This window comes from Enterovibrio sp. QJM3NY_24 (assembly GCF_057786035.1).
The window spans coordinates 2,167,870-2,188,604 of record NZ_CM173519.1 but is presented as its reverse complement, the minus strand read 5'-3'; the positions used below and the strand labels follow the sequence as shown (position 1 = coordinate 2,188,604).

At 47.1% G+C, this 20,735-nt stretch carries 15 protein-coding genes; 8 read left to right on the top strand and 7 right to left on the bottom strand.

The genetic code is table 11. The features are described from left to right. Positions 1-3 precede the first annotated feature (3 nt). Entirely contained in the window at positions 4-2,178 is a 2,175-nt protein-coding gene (gene yccS, locus AC3CIC_RS09575; RefSeq protein ID WP_488514454.1) for a YccS family putative transporter, read from the bottom strand. Between the two features lie 215 nt (positions 2,179-2,393). Between yccS and helD the strand changes: the two genes are divergently transcribed. Beyond that, positions 2,394-4,517: a DNA helicase IV gene (helD, locus tag AC3CIC_RS09570; RefSeq protein ID WP_488514453.1), complete on the top strand. Its 2,124-nt coding sequence runs from the start codon at positions 2,394-2,396 to the stop codon at positions 4,515-4,517. Between the two features lie 97 nt (positions 4,518-4,614). On the opposite strand, the gene AC3CIC_RS09565 is transcribed toward helD, so the two are convergent. Together AC3CIC_RS09565 and AC3CIC_RS09560 are read right to left on the bottom strand one after the other, a co-directional pair. Further along, positions 4,615-6,075 carry an HD-GYP domain-containing protein gene (locus AC3CIC_RS09565; protein ID WP_488514452.1) on the bottom strand — a complete coding sequence of 487 codons (1,461 nt, stop codon included), beginning with the start codon at positions 6,073-6,075 and terminating at the stop codon, positions 4,615-4,617. 62 nt (positions 6,076-6,137) lie between these two features. Then, on the bottom strand, positions 6,138-6,641 hold the full coding sequence (locus tag AC3CIC_RS09560) for a hypothetical protein (RefSeq protein WP_488514451.1): 504 nt from the start codon (positions 6,639-6,641) through the stop codon (positions 6,138-6,140). Positions 6,642-7,042: 401 nt separating this feature from the next. Here AC3CIC_RS09560 and AC3CIC_RS09555 point away from each other — a divergent pair, with 401 nt between their 5' ends. The 3 genes from AC3CIC_RS09555 (at position 7,043) to AC3CIC_RS09545 (ending at position 9,417) form a co-directional block, all read left to right on the top strand. Further along, positions 7,043-7,792, top strand: coding sequence for a PilZ domain-containing protein (locus tag AC3CIC_RS09555; RefSeq protein WP_488514450.1), 750 nt, complete (start codon positions 7,043-7,045; stop codon positions 7,790-7,792). A gap of 212 nt (positions 7,793-8,004) precedes the next feature. Further along, the gene (locus AC3CIC_RS09550) at positions 8,005-8,625 is read left to right on the top strand and encodes a chemotaxis protein (protein ID WP_488514449.1); all 621 of its coding nucleotides are present in this window, start codon (positions 8,005-8,007) and stop codon (positions 8,623-8,625) included. 57 nt (positions 8,626-8,682) lie between these two features. After that, positions 8,683-9,417, top strand: coding sequence for an oxygen-binding di-iron domain-containing protein (locus AC3CIC_RS09545; protein ID WP_016961428.1), 735 nt, complete (start codon positions 8,683-8,685; stop codon positions 9,415-9,417). A gap of 80 nt (positions 9,418-9,497) precedes the next feature. Here the strand turns inward: AC3CIC_RS09545 and AC3CIC_RS09540 are convergent, their stop codons facing one another. Together AC3CIC_RS09540 and AC3CIC_RS09535 are read right to left on the bottom strand one after the other, a co-directional pair. Then, the gene (locus tag AC3CIC_RS09540; protein WP_488514448.1) at positions 9,498-9,908 is read right to left on the bottom strand and encodes a BLUF domain-containing protein; all 411 of its coding nucleotides are present in this window, start codon (positions 9,906-9,908) and stop codon (positions 9,498-9,500) included. Positions 9,909-9,990: 82 nt separating this feature from the next. Beyond that, entirely contained in the window at positions 9,991-11,637 is a 1,647-nt protein-coding gene (locus AC3CIC_RS09535) for a VRR-NUC domain-containing protein (RefSeq protein ID WP_488514447.1), read from the bottom strand. Positions 11,638-11,761: 124 nt separating this feature from the next. Here AC3CIC_RS09535 and AC3CIC_RS09530 point away from each other — a divergent pair, with 124 nt between their 5' ends. The 3 genes from AC3CIC_RS09530 (at position 11,762) to AC3CIC_RS09520 (ending at position 17,042) form a co-directional block, all read left to right on the top strand. Then, positions 11,762-13,198, top strand: a complete 1,437-nt coding sequence (locus tag AC3CIC_RS09530) for a phosphatase PAP2 family protein (protein ID WP_488514446.1) — start codon at positions 11,762-11,764, stop codon at positions 13,196-13,198. 194 nt (positions 13,199-13,392) lie between these two features. Then, a complete protein-coding gene (gene ydiJ, locus AC3CIC_RS09525; protein WP_488515897.1) occupies positions 13,393-16,446 on the top strand; it encodes a D-2-hydroxyglutarate dehydrogenase YdiJ in 3,054 nt (1,017 codons plus the stop codon). Positions 16,447-16,616: 170 nt separating this feature from the next. Next, the gene (locus tag AC3CIC_RS09520) at positions 16,617-17,042 is read left to right on the top strand and encodes a VOC family protein (protein ID WP_016961434.1); all 426 of its coding nucleotides are present in this window, start codon (positions 16,617-16,619) and stop codon (positions 17,040-17,042) included. Between the two features lie 134 nt (positions 17,043-17,176). Here the strand turns inward: AC3CIC_RS09520 and aqpZ are convergent, their stop codons facing one another. Continuing rightward, positions 17,177-17,869: an aquaporin Z gene (aqpZ, locus tag AC3CIC_RS09515; RefSeq protein WP_488514445.1), complete on the bottom strand. Its 693-nt coding sequence runs from the start codon at positions 17,867-17,869 to the stop codon at positions 17,177-17,179. Between the two features lie 297 nt (positions 17,870-18,166). On the opposite strand from aqpZ, the gene AC3CIC_RS09510 reads away from it, so the two are divergent. Next, positions 18,167-18,322: a hypothetical protein gene (locus AC3CIC_RS09510; protein ID WP_016961436.1), complete on the top strand. Its 156-nt coding sequence runs from the start codon at positions 18,167-18,169 to the stop codon at positions 18,320-18,322. A gap of 61 nt (positions 18,323-18,383) precedes the next feature. Here the strand turns inward: AC3CIC_RS09510 and AC3CIC_RS09505 are convergent, their stop codons facing one another. After that, the gene (locus tag AC3CIC_RS09505) at positions 18,384-20,705 is read right to left on the bottom strand and encodes a YgiQ family radical SAM protein (protein ID WP_488514444.1); all 2,322 of its coding nucleotides are present in this window, start codon (positions 20,703-20,705) and stop codon (positions 18,384-18,386) included. Positions 20,706-20,735 lie beyond the last annotated feature (30 nt).

The following is a 20,735-nucleotide window of genomic DNA, read 5'->3' as shown; positions in this document are numbered from 1 at the left end:
TCCTTACGACTTTGAGCTCTTGAGCGCTTTCTTTGCGAGTTCGTCCGTCAGCATGTGCATTTCCGGCAAGATGCGATGAATCAAGTGAAGCTGCTGCAACACCATACGTGCTGATGTACTTTCTTCTTCACGCCATCGTTCTAAATGCTTGCCGAGCGCGTCATCTAAGCAAGGTGTCGTTTCAACCGCATCCCCCGCCAGTTTTGTGATCAGACAATCCAGCTCTTCGTGTATGCCACGGTGCGCTTTGGATACCAGTTCATGAATGCTGTCATCATCCATTTGCATGCGGTGTGCGCCAAGGGTTGAGATATAACTCAGCATGGCATGGTTCAAACAAAGAAAACGGAAGCTTTCATCAATGGCGGTGCGGTAGCGCCCTGGCTCTGCCAACATGTTACTGATGGCGGTGGTTAACTGTGCATCTTGATTATGGGATTCGCGTCGAGCCACGCGATAGGCCATGGTATCGCGTTTACCAATGCGGTATTGGCCAATGATTTGCCCCAAATAATCTCGGTTTGCCGTGACAGAATCTTTCATGATCCCGCGTAAACGGTGTGCTTGCCAATCAGGTAAAACAAAACGCACTGCCGCGACTGACAATAAACAGCCAATTAGCGTATCCCCAAGGCGAGGTAGCATCACCGCATAGCCTTCACCGAGTTGGTTGAAACACATGAGCACCAACAAGGTAATAAACGCGGTCGCTGCGGCATAGTGGGTGGTGCGGAAGGCGAAGAACAACACGCCAAACAACACCATCAGCACCAATTGCCCTGTTAAATCAGGGAACAATGTGAGTAGGGGGAGACCAACCAACAAGCCAATTAAGGTGCCGGATACCCGTTGGGTGAGCTTACTTCGGGTGGCAGAATAGTTGACCTGACACACAAACAAGATGGTGAGCAATATCCAGTAGCCGCGCGTTAAATCAAACGCCTGAATAATGCCATAGCCAACACCCAGAGCCAGACTCAAACGCACCGCATGGCGAAACAGCAATGACTTAGGCGTCACCTGTGCCCAAACACGGGAGCACTTTTCACGGAAGCTGTGTGCGTTTGAATCTGGGATTTCTTTGTCTTCGTCATTGAGCATGGCATCAGGATTACTGATGTTGGAAAGCTGGCGCTCTACCGTGGCTAAGTTGCTGAACAGAAAGTCTAACTGGCTAAGTAACGGGTTCCACTCAGGGTTATTTTCCGCTTTGATATAAATGAGCGACTCTTGCAATTCATCCAATGCTTTGACGCTTTGCTCGCCGTGACGATAGGGGCGAGACAAGGTGAGGCAGTGTGAAACCTCTAAGCAGGCTTTAGCTTGCAAGTGCAATAGGTGCTGCAAGCGGAACATGACATCGCTATGGAAGAACACTTCGGCTAGATCTTGATAGCGATAGTGGGACGAGTTCGCGCGCTCATGAATGTCTTGGGCAAGAAAGTAAATTTTCAGCAGTTGTCGTGTGTTGTCGTTGACCCGACCGCGACGAATGCGGTTCATCAAGGCGGTTTTGGCACCGTTAAGCGCATTCACCACTTTGATATTTTCGTTCGCATCACGCAGTCGCAAAGGTTGCGGATTCAAGCTGCGACTAGGGTGAAACATCTCTGACTTCTGATCGAGATAGTGTGAAAGGGTGTTGAATACCAAAGCAATGCTTTGCTGAACCGGTTGCAGCGGCCAGAGCAAAAGCCAGACGAGAGAAATCAAACCATACCAAGCCGCGCCCGCGATAAGCAGCATCGGCTGGAACCAAAGAGAGGGGGATTCTTGCGCCCCTAGCATGGTGTAAATGGCGGTCAGTACGGAAGCAAATGCAATGCTGGTATAGCGAGGACCAATGGCGCCCAACATGATAAAACTGAAGGTGGAAACGACCATTCCCAACGCAAACAAAATGGGATATTCAAAAAGGATTTCGACAGAGAAGGTCGTGATAGCAAAACAGAATAGGGTGGTGAGAAGGGCGGAGAGTCGACCCGAGAAATTGTCATCCGTTTCGGCCAGTGCAGAAGCAATAATACCCAACACCAAGGGGGTAATCGCTTCAGATGCACCATACCACCAACAGGGAAGAGCAACACCGACCAAGGCGATAAACACGCGGACGCTGTAATTAATTCGGCTGTTTGCCCAGTATTCACGGAATGTAAGCGAAGTGCGTTTAGATATCATGAGAACGAAACTAGATGAGGAATGGAAGTAAGATAGCAGATTGAAACCTTCATCCAAGGGGTGAGATCAAAAACGAGGGTTTTTTCCCTTTCATAAGATCCTTTTGCTGATTTTTCATTCACCTATGTTCTTCAACAACTCATGACTGAAGGTCGTGAGAAGCGTGTCAGAAGTTGCTATCCTACACACTGAAATTTACGTAACAGAAGCCTTTGATGAAATTATCAGCCAGTAAGTTGGCTCAATGGTGTGTGCAAGGCGATCACTACAGCATCGCACTTGAAGAACACCACCTTGTGTTTGAATCCAAACATTTGACAGAAACTGTCCCCTTCGCCATTTGGGACGGGCAATGTCGCCTATCTCGCGGTTTGTTGTGGGGTAAGCTGACGTTTATTGTTTCCCCCGCCGATCAACCTGCGCGGTCAATCTCTGTTTATGGTCTTCCATGGTTTGAACTCTCTTCCTTCGTCGAACAATTGACAGCAAGCTATCAAGATTGGCTGGCAAAGCAGAAGAACAAATTCATGCTGGTTGAACACGAGTTGGTGGCGCTGCGCGATGAACTTGAAGGGCATAAAGGCTACCTGCGTGACGCCGATTTACAACAATGGATCAGCAAAGCGGGAATAGCCGTGGCGGAATTTGGTGTTCACCCTCAAGTGGCTGCTATTGCCAATCCTGCGCTATATCAAGGGTTCTTTGGTTGGCTGCAAAATGGCAGCGCGATGCGTGAAGCCAGAAACACGCAATGGCGGGAAGCCGAACTAGAACGTTGGTCTCAGTGGTTTGATGGCATTGAATCTTCGCCGCTTAACCCTTCTCAGCGTCAAGCCGTGTTGATGGATGACAACCATAATCTTCTGTTGGCTGGTGCAGGCTCAGGCAAAACCAGCGTGTTGATGGCGCGCACCCAATACTTGGTAGCCAGCGAGCAAACCACACCAGAACGCATCGTGATGTTGGCATTTGGCAAGAAAGCCAGCGAAGAAATGGCGCAACGGCTAGCCAGTGCGGGGCTTCGAAATGTTGAAGTGTCTACGTTCCATAGCTTTGCAACAAAAGTCATCAAGGCGCTCACAGGTAACGCACCTGTGCTGTCTGCACTCGCGACCGATGAAGAAGCCAAACTCAGTTGGATGACGCTATGGCTCGCTGAGCATCTCACCCAACCTGCGGTCGAAAAACGCTGGCTGAAGCACCTTTCTCAGTGGAAATTACCTGGCTTGAACGCAGAGAGAACATTGGCTGAACAGGCTCATGAACCGCGTTTACACAAATGGTTGTGGCGTCAGGTTGATCTGCTGATCCAACAAAATAAATCGCAGGCGGCGATGCGATCGCAAGTGAACGGTGATGCGCGCGCTGAAAGTGAATTCGCGTTGGTATGGCCTTTGATGCGCAGTTATCAAACTCATTTGTCTCAAGCGAATGACGTCGATTTTAACGGACTGATTAAAGAAGCCACCAAGTTACTTTCACGAAAAAGCGCGACGTTTTCGGCGCAATATGACCACATAATGGTGGACGAATACCAAGATATTTCCCCGTCACGCATGGAAATGCTTGAAGCACTGTGTGGCGGTAAGCGAGAACGCGCGCCTTCGTTGTTCGCGGTGGGTGATGATTGGCAGGCGATATACCGTTTTGCGGGCTCCGATGTCAGTTTGACCACGGATTTTCTCGCACGATTCCCCGCTGGCGTTATTCGCTATTTGGACGTGACTTACCGTTTCCATTCCCAAATAGGTGCGGTGGCAAACCCGTTTATCCAGGTCAATCCAAGACAGTTGGCTAAACCGCTGAATAGTGTGAAAACGCAGAAGAAAAAGGCCGTGCACCTTGTGTCATCAGAAACGCTAGAAGACACACTGACGAAGCTTGCAGCATCAAAGGGGGAGCGTGACGCAACACTCATGATGATAGGGCGCAACCATGCCAGTAAACCAGAGGGATTTTCATCATGGCAAGCGCGTTGGCCATCGCTCAATATTGTGTTTGTTACGGCACATGCGAGCAAAGGATTAGAAGCAGATTTTACGTTTTTACTCGATGTTAACGAGGGCGTATTCCCAGCAAAAGGGCAAAGCGAAGGGCTAGAAGTGGCGATGCTGTCTGTTGACGGGGAAATGGAACATGCCGAAGAGCGTCGGCTTTTCTACGTGGCGCTGACCCGAGCGCGGCAAGAGTGTTGGATTTTCTGCCATCCAGAAAAGCCATCTGTATTTGTTAAGGAGCTTTGGCAGGGAGATTATCCCGTGATGTCAAAGTTACCCAAAAAAGCGCTTGAGTTCGAACAAGCGCCGCCTGCTATCGAACAGTCAGCCATGTCGGAATAGACGAGAAGGAACAAGACAAGGCTGAACAAGCCAAAGCTTAATAAGACAAAGTTTAATAAGACAAAGTTTAATAAGACAAAACCAATTGGCCCTAAGGTTAGCTCGCGTGGGCGGTTTGCATACCTTCATCGGCAAACTGTGCGGCTATCTCAACAAACTGATGTTCACATGCTAGAAATGCGTCAACCACAGCAGGGTCAAAATGGCTTCCTTTGCCCTGCAAGATGATCTCCTTGGCCTTTTCATGACTAAACGCGGGTTTATAAACCCGTTTTGAGATCAAGGCATCGTAGACATCAGCCAGTGCCATTAAGCGGCCTGACAGCGGAATTTTTTCCCCCGCCAGCCCGAGAGGGTAACCAGAACCATCCCATTTCTCATGATGCGTTGCGGCAATTTCTTGAGCAAAACGTAAGAAGGCAATGCCCTCAACGCTTTTCTCTGTCATCGACAACGCATCCGCACCTAACTGAGCATGTGTCTTCATGATGACAAATTCTTCGTCAGTCAGTTTGCCCGGCTTGAGCAAAATGGCGTCCGGAATGCCGACCTTTCCTACATCATGAAGAGGTGCTGACTTGTAGAGCAGATCAATCGTGTCGTCACTGAGGTAGGCCGCATATTTGCTTTGTCTACGCAATGTGTAAGCCAGTGCGCGAACATAGTTTTGCGTACGCAGAATATGGGCGCCAGTTTCGTTGTCTCGCACTTCTGCCAAAGTAGAAAGGCCAATAATGGTGGCATCTCGAGTGCGGTTTATCTCGTCGTAACTGGTGTGTAGATCAATCAGCATTTTGTTTGTGTAATACGCAATAACGCCTAATTCTCCTGCGTGGTTTGAAGGCAGCCTTTGCTCTAATTGCCCGTCAGCTGCGAGCACCATGACGTGGGTTTGACGTTCCAATTGCTGATGAATCAAACGCGTCGCGTTTTTTGAAATGACGGCGATATAACCCAAAACCACCAGTGCAACAAAGACAAACTCTTTAAGAATGCTATCAATGTCGGCAATGGCAGGTTTGTGTTCAGTATGCTCAACCAGCCAAAGTAAATCTTTAGTGACAACCAGCCCAAGCAGCACCGTTACCATCACGACCAAAAACATGGCGCCCAAACCAATTTGGCCAGCTAATGGGGTGAACTTTTGTGGCGCATTGTTTTCGTTAGTTGAGGTGGCAGACTTGTAGCGTGCATTATCAATGGCTAAGTCTAGGCTGATCACGATTCCAAGCAACGTTATGCCAAGCGCCACTTTGAGATTACTGTCTAAAGGAAAGTTATAAAGCGTGCCATACCATGTGGCAAAGCCAATACCAGCGAGCGAGAAAATAGCGACGTTTGTCAGCAAGCTTGCTTCTGCGTGATATACCGCACGAAGTATCAAGCGAACAAAAAAGAGCAGAATAAACACGGTGGCGGATTGAATAAGCAAAACCGCCGTCGGTAACGAATCGATGAATGGGCAAACTTTTGCACCATATAAAGTAAAAACAATGACCGCGACAATGTAGTGAATAGCAGCTCTTTTTGGGGACTGCTCAAATGAAGTTTCAGTCATGTCCGCTTTCTCTCTCTCTCTCTGTTTTCAATGGTTGTGGGTGAGTGCCCAATATGTCTTTATCAGCGCTTAATACCGCACTGCATCGTTGTTCTTCCTGCCAATAACTCTGTCACTAATACATGAAAATGAAACGGTGCATTGCCAGCCAGCATTTGTTGCTCGGGTTTCACAAGGGCATCTTTTGTTAGTGTGCCAAAGGTGCTGAAAACGTCTGAGGATGATTGGTTTGTCACCGCAACACCAAGCTTTGCGCATACGGTGAGGTTATTCATTAGTGATAAGCGCATTGTATTTTCGTTAGTATCACTGACACCCAATATGGCAAAGTAATCACCTTCTCGCAGCCAGATTTCTCCGTTGTGAATGACGAGTTTTTCTCCATCATTCATGTCCGTCCAAGGATCTTCAAATCCTAAGGTTTCGAGCACGTCTTTCATATTTTGAGGCGCAGGATAATGCAATTGCTGTGCACTTATCGTAGGCACAATAAATAGCGGCCAGATCGCAATACTAACCGCCATTAGCCATGGAAGATTGAGACGTTTTGTTACGTTTATAGCCAATACGCACCACGTATATTTCATATCGCTGAATAGTGTAAGTGTAGACATCTGATTCACTAGCTTTATAAAACTATAAAAATGAATCAGATGTTTCTCTTATGTTCTGGGTCACAAAAGCCAATAAAAGGCGCATTAGCAGTTCTTCATCTTTGTGTTAAATATGAATAAAATCTTTAAATTACAATATGAAAGATGAATTTTATTTGTTGAAAATTGGCACCATTCACATTGAATTTAACTGAACTCTTGCCTATACCTAACTGTGAGAGAAAGTGTTTTTGTTGAAAGCCAAGAGTAATTGGTGTGTAAATTTTTCCGACATTTTGGCGAAAATGATCATTTACGCGTGAAGAACGCGAGCATTGAACATCATCTAAGTGTATTTCCGGCGAGGGATATTAATGAATACAAACTCAGCACCAGCGAAGAAGCCGCCGGCTCGACCGAGAGAACGCGTGATCATGGGACTTCAAGCCATGGACTTCATTCAGCATGGCACTGAAGCGTCGCTTGAAATTGTAACCCCATTGGGTCAACACCTTAATTTTAAATCAAATTTTATTGGTTTTGATGATCAGCAACACATCTTTTTCACTATGCCGAGACTCACCAAAAAAGATTATGAAGAATTCTTCATGGAAGGATTCAATGTAGACATTGAGGGGATCTCTGAGCAGGGGGAAGGTGCGTTAATACGTTTTAGAACGCGCATCGCGCATGTCGTTTTACGACCTATTCAAGTGCTCGTTTTTCCAGTACCTCAGCAGGCAAAATTGGTTCTGCTCAGAAATGAAGTTCGTTATGAGCTGCGGTTACCCGGTGACATTCAACTTTCGAATCGTAAGTTGGGCGTGATATTGACAGATGTATCGTCCGGGGGTTGTGGCTTTAGTTATGACGCCATATCTCCCGAATTTGATGTTGACCAAAAGATTGTTCTCGAGGTTGTTAACAAGGCGAATGGCGATACCTACGCATTGAGTGGTGGAGTGAAGAATGGTCGAACCAAACGCGGTAAACAAACCTATGGGATGGTATTTGATGAACCCGGTAAGGCAAATTGCCGACGACTCCTTTCGACCCTGATTTACGACGGCACCAAATACGTGTTCAAAAATCCTAAAAAAGATGCTGGTCCAGGTGCAAGCTAACCGCTAAAAACTCACCATAGAAGGTGATTAAAAGACAGCAGAAAGCACCGAACACTCACGGTGCTTTTTTTTATGGAATTCGCAAACAAGTTGGCGATTAAAATGGGAGATACATGCTTTGAATCAAATATTTAATAAAAGATGTCTCATTTCTGATTACACGCTAGATCTTGTCTAAACTTAGCAAAGACCCTAATAAATCAGATATATCCATGACTGACATAAATGTTGATAACCACTTTGTGACCGCTGCTGTTGTGGCTGCTGAATTGTATAAAGCACGTGAGATTGCAAACGATATATCGTTGACGGCTAGCAATGCCCGTGCACTTGCTTTACGTGCAGGTCAAGGTGCAGCTGGTTTTCGTGCTATTACAGATTTCATCGATCAGCTTGCTGACACAACGGTTAAAACATCAGATGTCATCAACTTAAAAGCGGTCACCATTAGTCGTTTGGCGACAGTTGCTGTACGCAGCGAGCGAACCATCGACCGATTTATGCAGGCGGCGACAATAAGCCGAGAGTCAGAATTTGTTCAAAGCATTATCGATCCTATCGAACAGATGAAAGCAGAACACGCAAAAGTGCTTCGTCATTTTCACCGAGAAGTCGCACAGTTGTCAGAGCTACTTGAAAGCCTTGCTCGTGAAATCAAAACCGCGTCTGTCCTATCCGCCATGTCGCGTGTTGAGGCGTCGCAGTCAGGTAAGAAGTTTGAAGAAGGGCTCAATGTGGTTGCAGACAATGTCTCCACAGCAGCAGAGCGCATCCAGGTTCATATTATGCTTTCTCAATCGCTTTGCCGCGAATTGTCAGACGATTACTACTAGACATAGGCAGTGTGAACCCCATTTACAACGGCAACCATGTCCCGGAGACAGGCTGAAATGATCACAAAAGAAATATACTCTGGCGAAACGCATCAATGGTTTATGTTTGGTCGGGATCCGTCTAAACCTGAAAAAATCATTGATACCAACCAGTACATGATCCGCACACCGAAGAGTGCCTTGTTGATGGATCCCGGTGGTATGGAGATATTCTCTGCCATGCTCGCGTCTGTGGTGAAACAAGTGCCAATCACACAAATCCATCATTTGTTCGCGTCTCATCAGGACCCCGATATTATTTCCTCTCTCGGGTTATGGGATACGGCTTTGCTCGACACTAAATTGCATGCACCTTGGTTGTGGGAAGGGTTTATTCGTCATTTTGGTATGCAGAACATTGAGTACGCGCCCATTGCTGACGAAGGGGGCCGTTTGGTTATCAATGGTGTGGAAGTTCAGTTCATTCCCGCGCATTATCTTCATGCATCAGGCAATTATCATGTGTATGATCCGGTTGCAAAAATCCTCATGAGTGGTGATGTTGGTGCTGCTTTGGAAGATGACGATGCGCCACTTGAAGTGGAAGATTTCGAAGAGCACATTCCGAAAATGCACGGATTTCACCAGCGCTGGATGCCGTCGAATGAAGCAAAAAATGATTGGATACGACGCGTGCGTTTGTTAGATATTGATATGATGTGCCCGCAGCATGGACGTGTTTTCACGGGTGACAATGTGGGTAAGTTTCTAGATTGGTTTGAAGATCTTAATGTAGGTATCGCTATCAAGTAGCGATCAGGGATCATATCTTGAAACTAGCAAAGAGTGCATTGTGCACTCTTTTCTGTTTTATTCACGTCTCTATTTTGTATTTATTCTCTAAAAACAAGCAACAAGTTAAGGGCTTCACCCGCATCGACTTGATGGTTAATGGTGTCATCGAAGAAGTGATTAAACTCGGCCAATCTTGGATCATCGCTATTGATATGATGAAATCCCATACTCCAGTTTTTGAATTGTCTGTCTGGAATGGTTTTGCGCATTAACTCAACCACGGAATAATGGCGGTGATCTTTACAGATAACCTTAAAAAGTGGTTCGAGTACTTCTTCTTCGCCTTCTATCACTTGAATGAAATCACCGTCCTTGTACAGAAGCATGCCTGTTACGTTGTGTTGCTCATTGTTTTTGCGGATGGCCTCCAACATATTGGAGAGTTCCAGATCAGTGAAAGGGTGCTCTGCACTGCTAATATAAACAATCTGCTTTAACGTATTACTCATCGCCACCTCCACAATTCACGCATCTAACAATTCTTTCTCATAAGTATGTATTAAAAATGAAAAAATGCATGACTGTTGGCGACTAAATGAAGGGTTCAATGTAAAGCACCTTACTTGTGATGTCGTGCCCATTGAGAAAGTTAAGCCAACGGATTTGATGTGGCTGTAATTTGTCACCCGGACCTTTAATTTCCACAAACTGGCAACAACCATCCTTCACCATAAACAAGTCAGGATGTCCGGAGCGGTTGGATTTCGTATCAAATAGCATTCGATTCAAACAGGCAATGATCTGTTCACATGTAAGTGTTGAACAGGCCGCTTCAACTAAGGTTCTATCAACCATACCCCAGTGTACCCATTCGTTTGCTATACCTTCTTTCTCATCGTAAATATCCAGTACTGAATAGCTGCCCTTGGAAAAATCGGTGATCCGATCATCGATCAATGTCTTTCTTTGGTTTGCAAACTCAGGGGAATACATGTCTCTCGGAGATCGCTGAAAGGGATTCAAAAATGCGCCTTTAATCGGGGCGAAGATGATATCCCAGAACACCAGACCAAATAGGGCATTGAGCACGGCATTTTCGCAGAACCAGACTTTCCAGCCTTGAGATTCAAATTCATTCGCCGCAAGTCGTTCAACGCGCCCTTCAAGGGTGAGTGAAAGCGTCTCTATTGCATATTGCCTGGTCGCTGAGGGCGGAATGTGAAAAGGCAAACTGAGAGGGGGAGCTTTCTTTGCGAGCTGTCGAGCAAGGCGTTCAGCAACGTCTTTTTCATCTTCGGTGATGGGGTGTTCGAGCATCGAGGCGACAGTCTGACTGGCTGAATGAAAGTCTTCCAGTTTGATAGCCATGCGGGCGAGACGTTCGCGAGCTGGAGGTAAGTTTGATTGTGAAAATATAGAAGTGGCGGCTGTAAAATCTCCGATGCGTTCTGCATCACGCGCTAAACGATTGGCTAGCCTGTTCCATTTTTTTGCGAGAGGGAGCCAAGATGGCTTCTTTGGCAGCGAATTGACCAGTTTTAGCGCTGAACGAATGTCTTTTATTTCGGTATATTGCCAGTAGTCATCACTGAGTGTCGATAAAAATAGCCAATCTTCTACTTGGTCTCTGGAGTTGAACAGTCTGTCGGCATAAAGAAGTGGTACGCTCTCGAAGCGATAAATACCTAGGTCACTTAAAACAAATTGGCTGAGGTCTTGTCGAGAGTTGCCAAAGTACAACAACAGAAAAATAGGCAGCACATCGTGAGACATACATAAGCAGTCTGTGTCTAGTGGCGGGATATTGTCGTCTTCCGCTAGTAATTCCAAAATGGTGACGACTAGTTCGCTTTTCTTAGCGGATGCTTTGAGTGAATGCGCGGAGAAATGCTCAAGCAATTCTGGCTTTGTCATCAGTTCCGCAGCGATGACAAAGGGAGGCGTGCGAGTCACGGTGATAACACCGTGTTTAGCGAGATCGCGAATAGCGCTGTCAATGTCGTCGATTTCTTCGTAGTGCAGTTTGTCGCGGCGAAACCAGCAGCCTTTGCGCGACAATAAACGCACAGTGAGCAGCTTGGCGTCTAAGGGAAGCGAAGTAAAGGTAAGTAGCCAGCGTTGCTCTGTTTGGGTCAGCAAGTCGCGATAACGCGTCGATACGATGTCGATAATAGAGTGGAAATTATCGAGATAGTAGTGAGGTGACAAAACGGGCGGGGCGGCGTATTGGCGATGCATAAAGGAATGTTCGATCTAATTCGACTGTGCTGATTATGGCAGGCGATGGGTGCAGTATTCAATTGAATGTGGTTTATTTGATTTTGAAAGAGGTTTGTTTTTTTTGATATTTTTACGTTTAATCATGGGGTTATTTGTCCTTCTTACGTTCAATGTGTTAGCGAACACATCGGTAAATGCAATCAACAGCACGCTACCAATCAAGGCTGCAGATTGTCTGATTGTTGATGGTGATGGCAACATTTTGATGATCGATGAGGTAATCAGTGGGAAATACTCCATTCCCGGAGGCTCTATCATCGGCGATGAAACACCGCAGATGGGTGCAACAAGAGAAGTGTTTGAAGAAACCGGGTTGCATGTCGATATTGGCGACATGATCGCGCGTACATACAACTCAGCCATCTTTGCTTGTACCTTGAAAACACCCACTCCCTATTTTATTGATGAAAATAGTCGACGTGTACTGATGGCTTGGTCTGCGCCCCATTTTGGTAAAGAAGTCACCCGAGTTTTGCTGCTACCCAATACGCCAGCCGTTCGCAGCAACTATCGATTCCCTGAGCACAAATGGATGTTTCCTCAATGGGTACCTTTAGTGGCCCCAAGTAATTTCGAGTTCTCTCCGGGAGAATCTGAGAATTTGACACCGTTTTATCGCAGTCAATTGAGTGCACTTCAGTCTTTCCACGATTACCGAGCGGGGAGTCGCGCCTTCACGCGTTTCACGAATGCCATTGTGGCCGCGGGCAGTCTGATAACACCGCTTTTCTTTATCTTATCTTTGGTTTTTATCCGTGCTTACCACGGTCATCGCGCGACACTGATCTATGGTGCGGGTCTATTCGCTGTCGCTGTATTTACTTTGCTAATGACAACGATTATCGAAGTACCTCGTCCTTATTTTATCGACCCAGTCTTTGGTGAGCATGATACGTTGGGTTACACGCTGCCTGGCAGCATGGTGGCACTAGCTACCTTTATGTTTAGCTGGTTATTAGTGAGCTGGGATAAAGAAAAACATCCACGTGGAAGAAAAAGGCTCGCACTAGTATGCGCAGCGTCAGTTTTGCTAGTGAGTGGCAAAGTCATGATTCAAGGTGAACACTATCCGTCGGATGTGTTGGTTGGACTCCTCATTGGCCTAAGCACGAGCTTTGCGCTGCGCCAGCTTAGAAACTGGCGATTTGCTAACCGGACGAGAGTGCTAACCTCCGCTAGATTTTGGCTGCTCTCGTTTGTGTTTGCCGCTGTGTTGGGTTTATGGGTCCATAAACCACACATCATTTATGTCTCTGCAATGTGTTTAGGCACATATTGCTCATTACTTTGCTTAAAGATCTATCCGATTTACGTTTCTGCGGTTAGACGTCATGCGAAGGCGACATTTTTTGTTATAGCGTCGGTGGGTGTGCTGGTGCTGATACTCATGGATAACATCATGACGGCGAAATACGCGGTCAATGAAGTGATCGTTGCATTGAACTGTGCAACAGGCTGGGCCATCGCGGTTTGGATTTTGGTCGTGACGCCAAGAGTTTTCCGTCAAGTCATGCGGTAGAAACCAGGGAGTAGAAAACAGCATGTCTTTTCTGCCCCTAAGTTGTGTGTTTTCAGCCGCTTTTCCTCCGGTGAGGGTTGCATTTCCACTTTGATGCACCTCACACCTGAGGTAAAGTGATGTCCATCGAATTCAACGCAATCTGCCAGCAACCGTAAGGAACCACGGTGCATTTACTGGCCTCAGGGAGCATGATGTTACCAGCACTTACCCACCAGCATATTATTGAACCTGTCGTTGGGCGCTATCTCGATGCGCTCAAAAATAAGGGATTTCAAGGTGATGTAGAGACTTTCTACGCTAGCCGACTTGCGGTTGCGACAGATAACTCTGTTTATCAGTTATTGCCGCAAGCGGTTGTTTTTCCAACGTCTATTCAAGACTTGTCTTTGATTGGCTCGCTATGTAAGGACGACGAATTTAGTGATATTCGTTTTTCAGCACGCGGGGGTGGTACGGGTACAAATGGTCAGTCGCTGACACAACACATTGTCGTTGATATGTCTCGCCATATGCGGGAAATCCTCGAAATCAACGTTGATGAAGGCTGGGTACGAGTACAGGCGGGTGTGATTAAAGATGCGCTCAATGATGCGCTGAGACCCCATGGATTCTTCTTCTCTCCTGACCTTTCTACCAGTAATCGCGCCACTGTCGGCGGTATGATTAATACCGATGCTTCAGGTCAAGGTTCTCTGCGTTATGGCAAAACTTCCGACCATGTTCTCGGGCTTACCGCGGTGTTGGCTGACGGTTCTATGCTGGACACTAGCAGGCTTTCAATCGATGCAATTGCGTCCAGTGGCCGACAGGATTTTGCAGGCCATGCGTTAAGAACCGTCTCGGAAATTTGTCGTTCAAAACGTGCAGACATTGACGCTAAGTTCCCGCCGTTGAACCGTTTCCTGACGGGGTATGATCTCAAAAATGCCTATGAGCCAGAAAACGACACGTTCGATATCGGCCGTGTACTTTGCGGCGCAGAAGGCTCGCTGGCCTTTATTGCAGAAGCCAAACTAAACATCACCCCAATCCCGAAAGCGCGCACTCTGGTCAACGTGAAGTACGACAGCTTCGACTCTGCGCTGAGAAGCGCACCAGTGATGGTTGAAGCGAATGCTTTGTCGGTAGAAACCGTTGATTCTCGCGTCTTGAACCTTGCTCGCGAAGATATTGTCTGGAACACAGTAAAAGAACTGCTGACTGATGTACCCGGCAAAGTGATGCAAGGCATTAATATTGTCGAGTTCGCCGGCAATGATATTGAAGAGATTGCTGCCCAAGTTGCTGCGCTAACAGAACGCTTAGATGTGTTTGTTCAGACGGGCGAGCAAGGCGTGATTGGTTATCAGGTTTGTGATGATTTGGCTTCTATTAATCGCATCTACAATATGCGCAAAAAAGCCGTTGGTTTACTGGGTGCAACGAAAGGTGCAGCCAAACCTGTCGCGTTTGCCGAAGATACCTGCGTTCCTCCTGAAAACCTTGCCGATTACATTGTTGAGTTCCGTGCTCTGCTCGATAGTTATCATCTGGATTACGGCATGTTTGGTCACGTTGACGCGGGTGTACTGCATGTACGTCCTGCGCTTGATCTGTGTGACCCTGAACAAGAACGCTTGATGAAGGCGATTTCCGATCAAGTGGTCGCGCTGGTGGCGAAATATGGCGGCCTGATGTGGGGTGAACACGGCAAAGGTTTCCGTTCAGAATATGGGCCTGAATTTTTCGGCGACGATCTGTTTAACGAACTGCGCAAAGTCAAAGCGGCGTTTGATCCCGACAACCGGATGAACCCAGGTAAAATTTGTACCCCGTATGACAGCACTGACACCTTAGTTAGAGTGGATGGAGACAAACGTGGCGCGTTAGATCGTCAAATCCCTGTGGTAACCCGTGATAGCTTCCGTCAAGCAATGGAATGTAACGGTAATGGGCTTTGCTTTAACTACGACACCAGTTCGCCAATGTGTCCGTCGATGAAAATTACCTATGACCGTCGCCACTCGCCAAAAGGCCGTGCAGGCATTGTGCGTGAATGGCTGCGGCTTCTGGCCGAACAGGGTGTTGACCCATTGGTGATGGAAAAAGAGTTAAGCGAAAAAACGCCATCAGTACGTCAAATTGTCGCTCGCTTCAAAAACACATGGCTAGCAAAAAAAGACGATTACGACTTCTCGCACGAAGTCATGGAAGCGATGAACGGTTGCTTAGCGTGTAAAGCCTGTGCAACGCAATGTCCGATAAAAGTGGATGTTCCAAGTTTCCGCTCTCGCTTTATCAATCTGTATTACAGCCGTTATCAACGTCCGGCCAAAGATTACTTGGTGGCAAACATTGAATCTATGTTGCCTTGGATGGCGAAAGCGCCAGTGATTGTAAACACCTTTACTCAACCAAAATGGGCGCAGGCTGTAACCAAAAAAGTGGTGGGTTATGTCGATGCGCCTGCTTTGTCAGTGCCTACGCTGATGGAATCTTTGGATGGTCACCATGCCACCAAGTTTGATTTGCAATGGTTGCAGGCATTGAGCGATGAAGAACGTTCGCGTTATGTACTTATTGTTCAAGACCCATTTACCACGTTCTATGAAGCGGATGTGATCCGTGACTTGGTGAGCTTGGTTGAGAAGCTAGGTAAAAAGCCGATGCTATTGCCATTCAAACCTAACGGCAAAGCACAGCATATCAAGGGATTCCTGAAGAAGTTTGCCAAAACCGCGTCGAATACGTCTGAGTTTCTTAATCAGGTAGCAGGGCTTTCTATCCCAATGGTGGGCGTTGATCCTGCTCTTGTGCTTTGTTATCGCGATGAATACAACGAAGTGCTCGGTGACAAGCGTGGTGATTTTTCAGTGCTGACAGCCCATGAGTGGCTGTTGGATGAAATCACACATCTGCCAGAAAAAGAACATGCCGACACTGACGCGTGGTATTTGCTTGCCCACTGTACCGAAAAAACCAAACTGCCGAATGCAGAAGCAGAATGGGGACGTATTTTTGCGCACTTTGGCGGCAAGTTAGAAGCAGTACCCGTGGGTTGTTGCGGCATGGCTGGCACCTATGGGCATGAGTCGGATAAGCTAGAAAACTCTAAGGGCATTTATGATTTAAGCTGGAAACCTCGTCTGGAGTCATTACCGCATTCACGCTGCATGGCGACAGGCTATTCGTGCCGAAGTCAAGTGAAACGATTTGAACATAAAAAGCTGTTTCATCCCGTGCAGGTGCTGTTAAAGCTCGTTTAAATCGTCATAACTTAAGTCATCATAACAATTGATAATCGAAGGGAGCATTGCTCCCTTTTTTTCGGCTGTGTTCTGAACAATAGTGAGCACGTCTTAATAGTTGGGCGAGGCTTATTCTTCCAACTGATAGTCTTAGCAATAACAATTTCCTCTCTAGGAAAGGAGTTGCTATGAGTAAGCTTCAGCCACACATCACGTTTCATGGTGTTTGCCGCGATGCATTGTCGTTTTATGAAGATGCTTGGAACGGAAAAATCACCACATTGACCACGTTCAATGACTCTCCGGTTGAATTCCCGTCGCATATTCTAAGTCGAATTATGCATGCCGAATTCGTTTCACCAGAAATTCGCTTTCTCGCATCGGATGGGTTGGATGACTCATTGGCCCAAGGGTCAGGCGATGTAGCGTTTCATGTGTCGTTTGACGATGAAAGGCGACAGAGCGAAGTGTTTCTGTCTCTGTCAGAGATGGGGCAAATTATCATGCCACTGGATTATACCTTCTGGGATGTGCGGTTTGGCATCATCATCGACAAATATGGTGTTCGGTGGATGTTGAGTTGCCCTGCAGACAGCAGCGATTTTCCAACATAATTGCAGATAACAGATAACAGATAACAGATAACAGATAACGGATAACAGATAACGGAAGCCCCAGTCTCGCTGGGGCTTTGTTTTATCTTAATGTGTTCATTGTCATATCGAGCAGGGCATTAAAGATTCATGTTTTAATCTTCGTTAGGGCTAAGCCAGCGATAAACAACACCTGCAATCACAGCGCCAATCATCGGTGCTACCCAGAACATCCAAAGCTGATCGAGTGCCCAATCACCGACAATCAGAGCAGGCCCAGTACTGCGCGCCGGGTTTACCGAGGTGTTGGTCACTGGAATACTGATTAAGTGAATAAGGGTCAGTGACAAACCAATGACCAAGCCAGCAAAACCTGGGTTAGCGAGTTTGTGTGTCGCACCCATGATGACAATCAAGAACATAAAGGTCATTAGCACTTCGGTAATAAAGCCTGACATCATGTCAAAGCCACCTGGAGAGTGTGCGCCATAGCCATTAGAAGCCAGCCCACCCGCGAGATCGAAGCCTGGTTGACCGCTAGCAATGATGTACACGGTGAATGCGCCCACAATGCCGCCTGCGACTTGAACTATAATGTAAGGGAGAAGTTCGCTGGTGGGGAAGCGACCACCAGCCCATAAGCCAACAGATACCGCGGGATTTAAATGACACCCTGAGATGTGACCAATGGCGTAAGCCATGGTGACCACGGTTAAGCCGAAAGCGAGCGCTACGCCCAAGAAGCCAATACCGAGGTCTGGAAAAGCCGCTGCAAAGACGGCGCTTCCGCAGCCACCGAGCACTAACCAGAATGTACCAATGAACTCTGCTGTAAGTTTTTTCAACATATCACAACCTTCTTTTACTCAATGTTATGGAACGGCGGAATGTTAATCACCCAAGGTGCGCTAGAGCTTGCACCTAGTAAGTGATTTAAACCTAGCACATTATTCTAAGTGTGCAGTGAAAGCCGTCTTCCCACATGTTTACACCCGCCAAAAGCACTTATGACTTAGCGTCAAGGTTTTGTGTCACAAGTGAGTGAGTAGGGTGTCAATGTCGCAGCGATTGAACTAGTCATCGCTGTGGGAGGGTATATGTGTTACTTTTGAAAAATCAGAGAGTTGGCTAAAGAGGCGATTAAAATGATTAAAGTTGCGATTATTGGTGGATTAATCATTGTTGGCATATTGGCTGCGAAATTTCTTGATGAAAAGGCACAGAAAAAAGTCGTCATTGGATTGTGTGTTCTCGTGGCGGTTGCAGCGCTGAGTTTGGTGATCTCTGAACTAATACGATGATGGTTAAGCCCATCGGAGTAGAAAAAAAAGCGAACCATAAGGTTCGCTTTTTTGTGTTTCTTTATCGGGCTGCCGAGCGGCTTCTGTTGCCGGATGGGCGATTTTTAGCACCACTTGGTCTTGAGCTCGTTGGTTTAGAAGCTCCAGGCTTCGAACCTGCTGGTCTAGAGCCGTTTTGCGGCTTGCTAGCGCCTTGAGCCTTTGGCTTGCCTGAAACCGGTCGTTGACCGTTTCCAGCTGGCTTACCTTTTGCTCCCTTGCCTTGACCCTGAGGTTTACGAATATCAGGTTGGTTAGGGTGCTTAGTGGCAAAGCGCTTCGTGCCAGGACGGTTCGAACCACGACGCTGTAAGGCAGCCATTTCTGCTTCGCTACCTTCACGCGGGATCAAACACCCTTCACGATCTCCGATCAGGTGTCGCTTGCCCATGCTGGTGAGGGCTTCACGAATGATTGGCCAGTTGGCTGGGTCATGATAACGCAACAGCGCTTTGTGCAGACGGCGCTGAATTTCACCCTTAGCAACAAACAACTCTTCACGCTTCTTGTACTTCACGCGTTTCAGAGGATTCGTCTCAGAGTGATACATCGACGTTGCGTTACACATTGGCGATGGATAGAAATTCTGCACCTGATCGCACTGGAAATCGTTCTCTTTGAGCCACAGTGCAAGATTCAGCATGTCATCATCGGTACAGCCAGGGTGTGCCGCGATGAAGTACGGGATTAAATACTGCTTTTTACCCGCTTCTTTAGAATATTTCTCGAACAACTCTTTAAAGCGATCATAAGCGCCCATACCGGGTTTCATCATCAGATCCAGCGTACCTTTTTCGGTATGCTCTGGAGCGATCTTCAGATAACCCCCTACATGGTGAGTCACCAATTCTTTCACATACTCTGGTGATTCAATCGCAAGGTCATAACGAACACCTGAAGCGATAACCACTTTCTTCACGCCAGGCAACTCACGCGCAGAGCGGTACAGATCAACGGTGTGTTTATGGTCTGTGTTTAATTTCTCACAGATTTTTGGAAACACACACGACGGTCGACGGCAGTTTTGCTCTGCACGAGGATCAGAACAGCCAAGGTGATACATGTTCGCCGTTGGGCCACCAAGGTCGGAAATCACGCCAGTAAACCCAGGTACCTTTTCACGAATGTCTTCAATTTCGTTCAGGATAGATTCCTTAGAACGGTTTTGAATAATGCGACCTTCGTGTTCGGTAATCGAACAGAATGAACAACCACCAAAACAGCCACGCATGATGTTGACCGAGGTTTTGATCATTTCATACGCAGGAATTTTTGCGTCGCCGTATTTAGGGTGAGGGACACGTGCGAAAGGCAGGCCAAACACATAATCCATTTCTTCAGTCGTAAGAGGAATCGGTGGAGTGTTGACCCAAAGTTCACGTTCGCCGTGTTTCTGGATGAGTGCGCGCGCCGAATATGGGTTGGCTTCCAAATGCATGACGCGGCTTGCGTGTGCATAAAGGACTTTGTCGTTGACCAGTTTTTCGAAAGAAGGCAAACGAACATAACTGTTTTCAGCATCATGACGTGGCGGGCGAACCATGATGGGTTTCGGTTCGTCGTCTTTTTTGGCCTCGCAGGCCGTTTCAGTGGCATACGGGTTAGGCAGAACCATAGACTTGCCCGGCTTGTCGATGCGTGAGCTATCAACTTCCGTCATTTCTTCTGGTGCATTTTTCAGCATCACGGCTGTGCCGGCGATGCGGCTCATGCTTGCTGCGTTTTCGCCTTTTGCAAAGCGATGGGCAACTTCAACCAATGCGCGTTCAGCATTACCAAACAGAAGGATGTCAGCTTTCGAATCGCACAAAACCGAGCGACGGACTTTATCTGACCAATAGTCATAATGCGACAAGCGGCGAAGACTTGCTTCGATGCCACCCAGAACAATAGGCGTCTCTTTATAGGCTTCTTTACAGCGTTGGGTATATATCAATACTGCGCGATCGGGACGCATGCCGCCTTTGTTATCAGGCGTGTAGGCATCGTCGTGACGAATTTTTTTGTCTGCGGTATAGCGGTTTATCATGGAATCCATGTTGCCCGCGGTGATACCGAAGAAGAGGTTTGGCTGACCTAGCGCCATGAACGCTTTTTTGTCTTGCCAATCGGGTTGCGCAATGATGCCGACACGGAAACCTTGAGCTTCTAGCGTACGACCAATAACAGCCATACCAAAACTCGGGTGATCGACATAAGCATCGCCTGTAACAATAATAATGTCACAGCTGTCCCAACCTAGCTGATCCATTTCCTCTCTGCTGGTTGGCAGAAAAGGTGAAGTGTCATAACACTCAGCCCAGTATTTAGGGTATTCAAAGATGGGAGTGACGGAATTGCGCATTTTTTGACCTCTTTCTCGCAAGGCGGCAAT

What these genes read in the sequence shown, in the direction of transcription:
- yccS (WP_488514454.1), bottom strand. Translation starts at nt 2,178, where the DNA reads ATGATATCTAAACGCACTTCGCTTACATTCCGTGAATACTGGGCAAAC.
- helD (WP_488514453.1), top strand. Translation starts at nt 2,394, where the DNA reads ATGAAATTATCAGCCAGTAAGTTGGCTCAATGGTGTGTGCAAGGCGAT.
- AC3CIC_RS09565 (WP_488514452.1), bottom strand. Translation starts at nt 6,075, where the DNA reads ATGACTGAAACTTCATTTGAGCAGTCCCCAAAAAGAGCTGCTATTCAC.
- AC3CIC_RS09555 (WP_488514450.1), top strand. Translation starts at nt 7,043, where the DNA reads ATGAATACAAACTCAGCACCAGCGAAGAAGCCGCCGGCTCGACCGAGA.
- AC3CIC_RS09550 (WP_488514449.1), top strand. Translation starts at nt 8,005, where the DNA reads ATGACTGACATAAATGTTGATAACCACTTTGTGACCGCTGCTGTTGTG.
- AC3CIC_RS09545 (WP_016961428.1), top strand. Translation starts at nt 8,683, where the DNA reads ATGATCACAAAAGAAATATACTCTGGCGAAACGCATCAATGGTTTATG.
- AC3CIC_RS09540 (WP_488514448.1), bottom strand. Translation starts at nt 9,908, where the DNA reads ATGAGTAATACGTTAAAGCAGATTGTTTATATTAGCAGTGCAGAGCAC.
- AC3CIC_RS09535 (WP_488514447.1), bottom strand. Translation starts at nt 11,637, where the DNA reads ATGCATCGCCAATACGCCGCCCCGCCCGTTTTGTCACCTCACTACTAT.
- AC3CIC_RS09530 (WP_488514446.1), top strand. Translation starts at nt 11,762, where the DNA reads ATGGGGTTATTTGTCCTTCTTACGTTCAATGTGTTAGCGAACACATCG.
- ydiJ (WP_488515897.1), top strand. Translation starts at nt 13,393, where the DNA reads ATGTTACCAGCACTTACCCACCAGCATATTATTGAACCTGTCGTTGGG.
- AC3CIC_RS09520 (WP_016961434.1), top strand. Translation starts at nt 16,617, where the DNA reads ATGAGTAAGCTTCAGCCACACATCACGTTTCATGGTGTTTGCCGCGAT.
- aqpZ (WP_488514445.1), bottom strand. Translation starts at nt 17,869, where the DNA reads ATGTTGAAAAAACTTACAGCAGAGTTCATTGGTACATTCTGGTTAGTG.
- AC3CIC_RS09510 (WP_016961436.1), top strand. Translation starts at nt 18,167, where the DNA reads ATGATTAAAGTTGCGATTATTGGTGGATTAATCATTGTTGGCATATTG.
- AC3CIC_RS09505 (WP_488514444.1), bottom strand. Translation starts at nt 20,705, where the DNA reads ATGCGCAATTCCGTCACTCCCATCTTTGAATACCCTAAATACTGGGCT.